The organism is Dactylosporangium sp. CA-233914, from assembly GCF_050942935.1.
Lineage (GTDB): Bacteria > Actinomycetota > Actinomycetes > Mycobacteriales > Micromonosporaceae > Dactylosporangium.
Window position 1 is genome coordinate 4,253,947 of the sequence record NZ_CP192030.1, and the last position, 7,351, is coordinate 4,261,297.

The 7,351-nt window shown below is 65.4% G+C and carries 7 protein-coding genes and 1 pseudogene; 5 read left to right on the forward strand and 3 right to left on the reverse strand.

The features are described from left to right. Positions 1-50: 50 nt before the first annotated feature. The 3 genes and pseudogenes from ACQPY0_RS19315 to ACQPY0_RS19325 all read left to right on the forward strand — a co-directional run. The gene (locus ACQPY0_RS19315) at positions 51-1,262 is read left to right on the forward strand and encodes an ISAs1 family transposase (RefSeq protein ID WP_432990707.1); all 1,212 of its coding nucleotides are present in this window, start codon (positions 51-53) and stop codon (positions 1,260-1,262) included. Further along, on the forward strand, positions 1,259-1,615 hold the full coding sequence (locus ACQPY0_RS19320) for a transposase (protein WP_432990709.1): 357 nt from the start codon (positions 1,259-1,261) through the stop codon (positions 1,613-1,615). The genes ACQPY0_RS19315 and ACQPY0_RS19320 overlap by 4 nt, the downstream gene beginning before the upstream one ends. Before the next feature lie 10 nt (positions 1,616-1,625). Next, positions 1,626-2,093, forward strand: a pseudogene (locus ACQPY0_RS19325) (helix-turn-helix domain-containing protein); the annotation flags it as partial. A 177-nt stretch (positions 2,094-2,270) separates the two neighbouring features. Here ACQPY0_RS19325 and ACQPY0_RS19330 read toward each other — a convergent pair. Then, positions 2,271-2,636 carry a VanZ family protein gene (locus ACQPY0_RS19330; RefSeq protein WP_432995299.1) on the reverse strand — a complete coding sequence of 122 codons (366 nt, stop codon included), beginning with the start codon at positions 2,634-2,636 and terminating at the stop codon, positions 2,271-2,273. Positions 2,637-2,810: 174 nt separating this feature from the next. Between ACQPY0_RS19330 and ACQPY0_RS19335 the strand changes: the two genes are divergently transcribed. Further along, a complete protein-coding gene (locus ACQPY0_RS19335; RefSeq protein WP_432989702.1) occupies positions 2,811-4,088 on the forward strand; it encodes an IS701 family transposase in 1,278 nt (425 codons plus the stop codon). 277 nt (positions 4,089-4,365) lie between these two features. On the opposite strand, the gene ACQPY0_RS19340 is transcribed toward ACQPY0_RS19335, so the two are convergent. Both ACQPY0_RS19340 and ACQPY0_RS19345 read right to left on the reverse strand, forming a co-directional pair. Continuing rightward, complete coding sequence (locus ACQPY0_RS19340; RefSeq protein WP_432990711.1) at positions 4,366-6,174, reverse strand: hypothetical protein; 1,809 nt, start codon at positions 6,172-6,174, stop codon at positions 4,366-4,368. Between the two features lie 8 nt (positions 6,175-6,182). Then, on the reverse strand, positions 6,183-6,722 hold the full coding sequence (locus ACQPY0_RS19345; RefSeq protein ID WP_432990713.1) for a hypothetical protein: 540 nt from the start codon (positions 6,720-6,722) through the stop codon (positions 6,183-6,185). Between the two features lie 164 nt (positions 6,723-6,886). On the opposite strand from ACQPY0_RS19345, the gene ACQPY0_RS19350 reads away from it, so the two are divergent. Beyond that, entirely contained in the window at positions 6,887-7,345 is a 459-nt protein-coding gene (locus ACQPY0_RS19350; RefSeq protein ID WP_432990715.1) for a hypothetical protein, read from the forward strand. The last annotated feature ends 6 nt before the right edge of the window (positions 7,346-7,351 follow it).

Sequence of the window (7,351 nt, forward strand, 5' to 3'; positions counted from 1 at the left end):
GATCATGAAGTTCTCTACGCCACACGAAGCCCCGAGGACCTCACCCGCCGATGGCATCATCGCTCATTGCCGCACTGACCGTCACGACACCCCACGCCGCCGTCCCGCCCGCTCTGATCACTGATGGTGAGCGCAACGGCCTGCTGGCCGTGCTGTCGAAGGTCCCGGATCCGCGTGACCCACGCGGGATCCGGTACCCGCTGTCCGCGGTGCTCACCGTCGCGGTGTGCGCGGTCATGGCAGGCGCCTCAACGTTCGCAGCGATCACCGACTGGCTCCATGACCTCGATGAACACGCCCGTACCCGCCTCGGTTTCGTCGGCGGCGTGCCCGCCGGCACAACGGTGTGGCGGCTGTTGATCCGGCTCGATGCGGGACTGCTGGCCACCGTCCTCGTCGGCTGGCTGCACGCCCGGACCGGCCCGCCGAACCCGCCGCTGCCTCGCCGGTATCGCAGGGTGATCGCGGTGGACGGCAAGACGCTGCGCGGCGCCCGCCGCGAGGACGGCCGTCAAGTCCATCTGCTGTCCGCGCTGGACACGGGCACCGGCGTCGTGCTGGCCCAGGTCGCCGTGGACGCGAAGTCGAACGAGATCCCGGCTTTCGCGCCGCTGCTGGACGCCGTCGAGACGGTGCTTGGCACCCTCGCCGGAGTGCTGTTCATCGCCGACGCCCTGCACACCCAGACCCGTCACGCCGACGAGGTCACCGCACGCCAAGCGCACCTGATGGTCCAGGTGAAAGCCAACCAGCCGACCCTGTTCAAGCAGCTCAAACGGCTGCCCTGGGCGCAGATTCCCGTCGGGGACCGGACCCGCGACCGCGGTCACGGCCGCCGCGAGACCCGCACCGTCAAAGCCGTCACCGTTCGCACGCCAGGCGGCATCGCGTTCCCGCACGCGCAGCAGGCCGTCCGGATCACCCGCACCCGTATCGTCGCTGGTAAGACCAGCCGCGAGACCGCCTACCTGACCGTGTCACTGCCCACCGGTCAAGCCCTGCCCCGCGACCTGCAGACCTGGATCCGCCGGCACTGGCACATCGAGAACATGATCCACGTCCGCGACGTGACGTTCCGTGAAGACCTGCACCAAGCCCGACGCGGCAACGGACCAGCCGTCATGGCCACCCTGCGTAACACCGCGATCGGCTGGCACCGCACCACCGGCGCGACCAACATCGCCCGCGCTACCCGCCAAGCCAACCGCCGCTCACACGACCTAATTACCGCCGTGACCAGCAGTCACCCGAGAATGCAATGACCCTGACCGGCGAGGTGCTCGTGGTGTTTCTGCAGCGACTGGTCCGCCATGTCGGGCGGAAGATCCATCTGATCGTGGACGGCCACCCGGTCCACCGGCGGGCCATGGTGCGGGACTGGGTGGCTGAACACGTTGCCCAGGTTGAAATGCACTTCCTGCCCGGCTACAGTCCCGAGCTCAATCCCGTAGAACTGCTCAACCACGACGTCAAACAGCATGTGGCACAAACGAATCCGGCCAACCAGACACAGCTGGCCGCCGAGGCACGCGCCCATCTGCGACGGCGACAGAACCAGCCGGACAGGGTGCGGGCCTTGTTCGGCAAACCCGAAGTCCGCTACGCGGCCGAATGATCAAGGCATGATGACGGCCGGCGAGATCGCCGAACTGCTGCACTACGACCCTCGTACCGTGCGGCGGTGGATCGCCCGCCACGACACCGAAGGTCTGGCCAGGCTACCCGACCGTCCCCGCTGCGGCCGGCCCCGGTTGGGCAGCCCAGGGCTCGGCGAACGGATCCGCCGGCTGCTGCTCACACCGAAGGCGTGGACCATCGCCCGGATCTGGCGGGCTCTGGGTCGCCCACCCTTGAGCCTGCGCACCATGTACCGGCGTATCCGTGAACAGGCACGCTGGTCCCGTCCCCGGCTGATCGCCAAGGGCGACCCGGACCACGACCAGATCTGCGCGAGCATCCGCGACCAGGTCGCCGCCCTGCCCACCGGATCGGTCGTCCTGGCCGAGGACGAGGCCCACCTCGACCTCCTCGCCCGCGTCCGGGCCTGCCGGACGCCCACCGGCCAGCCCGCGACGTCCCCGCGCAGGGTCTTGGCGAAGACCCGGCTGCCGTCGGCGGGCGTCACGAGACCCGCCGTGGCGACCATGCCACCCGCCGCCGGCACGATCCCCGCGGCCGTGAAGCCTTCGTCGGCAAGGCGCGACCAGAGAAGATCATGTTCTGGCATGGCGCCACGGTACGCCTCATCGCCGTGTGCGTCCGTGTTGGTGCTACCCGGACTTGGCTGTAAGCCGGAATCGGTCAATGATTGCAGGCACGCCGGGGATGAGGGTCAGGAGTTGAAAGAGCCCGTATCCGAGTGCTCCACCGACGGTGTTGAAGGTGAGATCGTTGATGTCCGCGATGTGGCCGCCTGCCGACAGGCCCTGCACGGCGAGCTGCGATAGCTCGATCGTGAGACTGGCCGCCGCCACTGTTCCAAGAGCCTTCCACCAGGACGGCCGCGCGAGCAGGAGGGGAATGAGCATCCCCAAGGGCAGGAATACCAGCATGTTCATCACGGCGTCCTCGGCTTCATAGCCACGGAACGGCATGAGGACGAGGGACAGTGTCCACGGTCCGCCGCTGTCGGGCATGTTCACTGGACTTTCGCAGTTTTTGATGAGGGGTCGGCGGTGGGTGTGACACGCCGGGTGGCCTGGGAGTGCGTGATCTTGGGGTGAGATGACGGAAGCATCGACGGTCCTTGTACCACTGTCGTTGCCGAAAGTGATCCGTCGATGCTTCCAGGAGTCAGCCTACCGATCTCGTTGCGTCGGTTGTTGGACGCCTTCGGTGGGTGTTTCACGGCGCCGACGTTCGGGGTCTTCTCCGCGATGGTCGTCGGGTTGGTCGCGCAGACCGGGCAACGTACGGTCTGCGGGATGCTCACCGGGGCCGGGATGGCCACGTCCTGGTCGCATGATCGGGCGCACCGGTTCTTCTCGACCACGCGTTGGGCCATCGACCAGATCGGCCTGACGGTGTTCGATCTGGTCCTGACCCACCTCGTCGCCGACGGCGCCGATCTGCACCTGGCGGTCGATGACACCGCGCATCGCCGTCGGGGTAAGAAGGTCCACGGCGTCGGATGGATCCACGACGGCTCGGCGCCCGCCCGGAACAAGCTGGCGTTCGGTCACCGCTGGGTGGTCGTCGGGGTGATCGTGCGGCCCTCGTTCCTGTCCCGGCCGTTGTGCCTGCCGGTGTTGTGCCGGCGCTGGCAGGGCAAGGGCACCGCCTCTACCGTGGAGTTGGCCGCCTACATGATCACCGTCATCGCCGCCCGGACGCCGGGCCGGCGGGTCCACGTGGTCGCCGACGCCGCGTACCACGGCCATGGCCTGCGGGACCTGCCCGCCACCGTGACATGGACGACCCGGCTGCCCCGCAACGCGGTGGTGTATCACCGCGCACCGGCCCGCAGCGGTAAACGGGGCCGGCCACGATTGAAAGGCGCCCGGATCGGTACCCCCAGCGAGGCCGCCGCCACCGCGGTGTGGCAGACGGTGTCCGTGACGCGTTACGGGCGGGTCGACACCGTGCGTATCGCGGTCCTCGACTGCCTCTGGTACGGGGTGTTCGGGCCCCACCCGGTACGGATGACCCTCGTGCGTGACCGAGAAACCGGGCCGATGCCGGCCCTGATCACCACTGACCTGAGCGTCACCGCCGCCGATCTGGTGGCCCGCTACGCCGCCCGGTGGGCGATCGAGGTCACGTTCTTCGACACCCGCCAGACCCTCGGCGTCGGACAGGCCCGTAACCGCACCGCGGAAGCCGTGAACCGCACCTGGGCGTTCGGGATGTACGTCTACACCCTCGTCGTGCTCTGGTATGCGCTGTACGGTCACCGATCCGGGATCGTCGCCGACCGCCGCATCCACGCACCCTGGTACCTGTCGAAAACCGACCCGTCGTTCACCGACATGCTCACCGCGCTACGACGCACCCTCATTGCCGCTCGATTTATGGGCTCCCGCCCAGCTCAACCCACCAACGCAGAAATCCGGCAGGTCCAGCGAGCATGGGCACTCGCAGCTGCATAGACCGCGAAAGCCGAGTGTTCAGGAAGATGGGAAAGATCGTGTTGGCGACGACGCCGGCAGCGTAGACGGACAACGCCGCTGCGACCGCGGCGCGTGGAACGGAGAACTGGCGCCGAGCGCCGAGCCGCCAGACCAGCAACCCGAACAGCGCGAGACCGAGCGGGATGACGACCGGCAGCACCGGCACTTCGCCGAAGGGATTTGTCATTGCCACCCGCCCTGCGGGCTCGCGCCGCGGCTCCGCGTCGCACATCGGACGTGATGACGTCGGGACAGTTTACTGGGGGCGCTTGATGTTGAGCGGTTCGTTGAATTCGTTGATGTTGAGTGGTCGGTTGAATTCGTTGATGCTGAGTGGCCGGTTGGCGTCGTTGAAGAAGTTCCGCGCATTGGTGGCGTCCGCCTTGACGTAGTTTTCGTAGCTGTGCACCATTTTGGTGACCGCGTCGGAAAGGATGAGGTGCGCTGTTACGGCGAGCTTGTCGACGTCTGCGACGACCTGCGCGAAGTTGGTTCCGGCTGGGCTTTTCCAATCCATGCTCAGCGCCTCGAACTGGCGCTTGATGCCGCTGATCATGATGTTTATTGTGTCGCGTTCCCGGGCGACGGTCTTGATCGCCTCGCCGAGCTTGGGGATCTCGACCGCGAACTCGAAGCTCGAGCCGTCCGGGTTGATCTGAGTTTTCGGCACGCCGTTGCTGTTGGTGATGACCGTGATGCCGGGTTTCCCGTTGTTGTCGGTGTACGTCCACTTGGTGTCGGACCCGTTGACGCCGTACTGGATCGAGACCGACTGCTGGCCGTTCGTGCCGTAGATGGGACGGCTGTCGCCGTCGAACTGGGTGAAGGTCCACCCGCCCTTGGCCATCTTCGTGACTCTGCCGTTCGGGTCCCGCCAGACCACGGTCCCGCCGGAATACGTCCAGACCGTGCCACCGCCCTCGGCGGGCGTGATCTGCACGGTCTCGTTGGTCTGGGTGTTGACCCCGGATTTGGGTTTCCCGGCCTCGAAGGAGATGACCCACCCGTCCGGCCCTTGTTCGGTGAGGATGTTGTTGTTGGGGTCGTAGGTGATGGTGGTGTGGTCGGTGTAGGTGTAGGTGGTGGTGCCGTCGTTGTTGTAGGTGATGGTGGCGGTGGTTGCTGGTTTGCCGTCGTGGGCCGGGGTGTAGACCTGGTGGGGGCGTTTGTCGGTGTCGAAGTTGGTGTAGGTGGTGCCGTCTGGTCGTTGTTCGGTGAGGATGTTGTTGTTGGGGTCGTAGGTGATGGTGGTGTGGTCGGTGTAGGTGTAGGTGGTGGTGCCGTCGTTGTTGTAGGTGATGGTGGCGGTGGTTGCTGGTTTGCCGTCGTGGGCCGGGGTGTAGACCTGGTGGGGGCGTTTGTCGGTGTCGAAGTTGGTGTAGGTGGTGCCGTCTGGTCGTTGTTCGGTGAGGATGTTGTTGTTGGGGTCGTAGGTGATGGTGGTGTGGTCGGTGTAGGTGTAGGTGGTGGTGCCGTCGTTGTTGTAGGTGATGGTGGCGGTGGTTGCTGGTTTGCCGTCGTGGGCGGGGGTGTGGATTTGGTGGGGGCGTTTGTCGGTGTCGAAGTTGGTGTAGGTGGTGCCGTCTGGTCGTTGTTCGGTGAGGATGTTGTTGTTGGGGTCGTAGGTGATGGTGGTGTGGTCGGTGTAGGTGTAGGTGGTGGTGCCGTCGTTGTTGTAGGTGATGGTGGCGGTGGTTGCTGGTTTGCCGTCGTGGGCCGGGGTGTAGACCTGGTGCGGGCGTTTGTCGGGGCCGTAGTTGCTGTAGACGGTGCTGTCGGGCAGTTGCAGACTGACCACGGCCTGGCTGTGACTGTCGAAGGTGAGGACGGACCTGTCGTCATACCGGAAGATGGTGTAGCCGCCCTGGTAGACGATGTGGGCGTTCATCGCCGGCTGGCCGTTGACCGGCGGAATCTCGACGTAGTGGGCGCGGCCGTCGACGTCGAAGGCGCTGTATGTCGTGCCGTCCGGCATCATCTGCCGCACCGGCGCACCGCCGGCGGTGAATTCGACGACGGTGCCGTCGCTCTGCTTCTGGACGAGATGATCGGTCGGGTAGGTCATCAACTCTCCTACGTGCTTGGCGTGCCGAACGACTGAATGTCGGCCTCGGCGTAGATCTGGGCGGCGTTGTTCAGCCGGACGACCAGTTGTGCGACGAGTTCGATCGAATCTCCGACCGCCCGGATCAGCGAGACCTGGCCGTCGACGATTTCTTGGGTCTTGGCCGGATTCGGGTCTTTCCAGAGAACATCCATCGGCCCGTTCTTGTTATTTTCCCCCTGGGCTTGGACCACTTTGCCGATGTCGCCCGGATTCTCCGCCACGAACACCCAGCCCCCGTAGTTCAGCACCTTCTTCTTGAATCCCTCGAAATCTTCGACCTGCTTGCCGAGCTCCTGCAGGATCTTGTTCTCGGTGTCTCTGATGGTGCTCGGCGTCAAGGAGAACCGGCGACCGTCGGGCTCGCTCGCCTTGGGCTGTTCATCTCCTGACTTCGACGCCTGCCCGTACAGGTTCTTGCCGGTGACCGAGCGAGCCGTGGTCTCGGCCACGGTCAGTTCAGGAACCTGGTGAATGGATTTGCTGAGATAGCTGTCCGCCGCAGTCATCGCTCACCCCTATCATCTGTCCCGGCGGTGTCTGACGTCCCTCTTCGGGGGACCGGCCGCAGCCCTCCCAAGTGGGGCGGACGGGCTGGGGTGACCCAAAGTTAGCCTTGGTACGACTTGAACGTTGTCGTTGTGAGGGTGACGAATCCATGGCCAATCCTCCAATGAACTACGACGGCGGTCAGTCCTTGGACATCCTTCCGTGGGGGATCTGGACGGTCGGCTACAAGTCTGTTCCGGCACAGTTGTTGGCCATCGTCGAATCGTGGAACGTCATCGCCAAGACCTGGGAGAGCCTGAAGCTGAGCTGGGTGGGCGAGAGCGCGAACGACGCGCAGGAGTTCAACGCCAGGCTGCAGAGCCTGCAGCGGCAACTGTTCGGGGCGAGTGGTGAGCCCAGGACTCCCGGCCTGGTCGAGCAGCTTTGCGTGATCGCCGTCAAGGCCGCCATGAACTATGAGAGCGCCGACGTAGCGAACATCATCATGCTCAAAGATTTCGCCGACGCGATCAACGCGGAGCCCCTTCCGCCCGAGGACGCCGGGTCAGGGGCGCAGCCGTTCGGCCGGGTGCCGCCTGACATCACCGAATCGCCGGTCATCGAGCGGTTCCCCAACGGATGACGTGCG

Bases quoted from the DNA above. Each gene is read 5' to 3' on its own strand.
- ACQPY0_RS19315 (WP_432990707.1), top strand. From the start codon at position 51: ATGGCATCATCGCTCATTGCCGCACTGACCGTCACGACACCCCACGCC.
- ACQPY0_RS19320 (WP_432990709.1), top strand. From the start codon at position 1,259: ATGACCCTGACCGGCGAGGTGCTCGTGGTGTTTCTGCAGCGACTGGTC.
- ACQPY0_RS19330 (WP_432995299.1), bottom strand. From the start codon at position 2,636: ATGCCCGACAGCGGCGGACCGTGGACACTGTCCCTCGTCCTCATGCCG.
- ACQPY0_RS19340 (WP_432990711.1), bottom strand. From the start codon at position 6,174: ATGACCTACCCGACCGATCATCTCGTCCAGAAGCAGAGCGACGGCACC.
- ACQPY0_RS19345 (WP_432990713.1), bottom strand. From the start codon at position 6,722: ATGACTGCGGCGGACAGCTATCTCAGCAAATCCATTCACCAGGTTCCT.
- ACQPY0_RS19350 (WP_432990715.1), top strand. From the start codon at position 6,887: ATGAACTACGACGGCGGTCAGTCCTTGGACATCCTTCCGTGGGGGATC.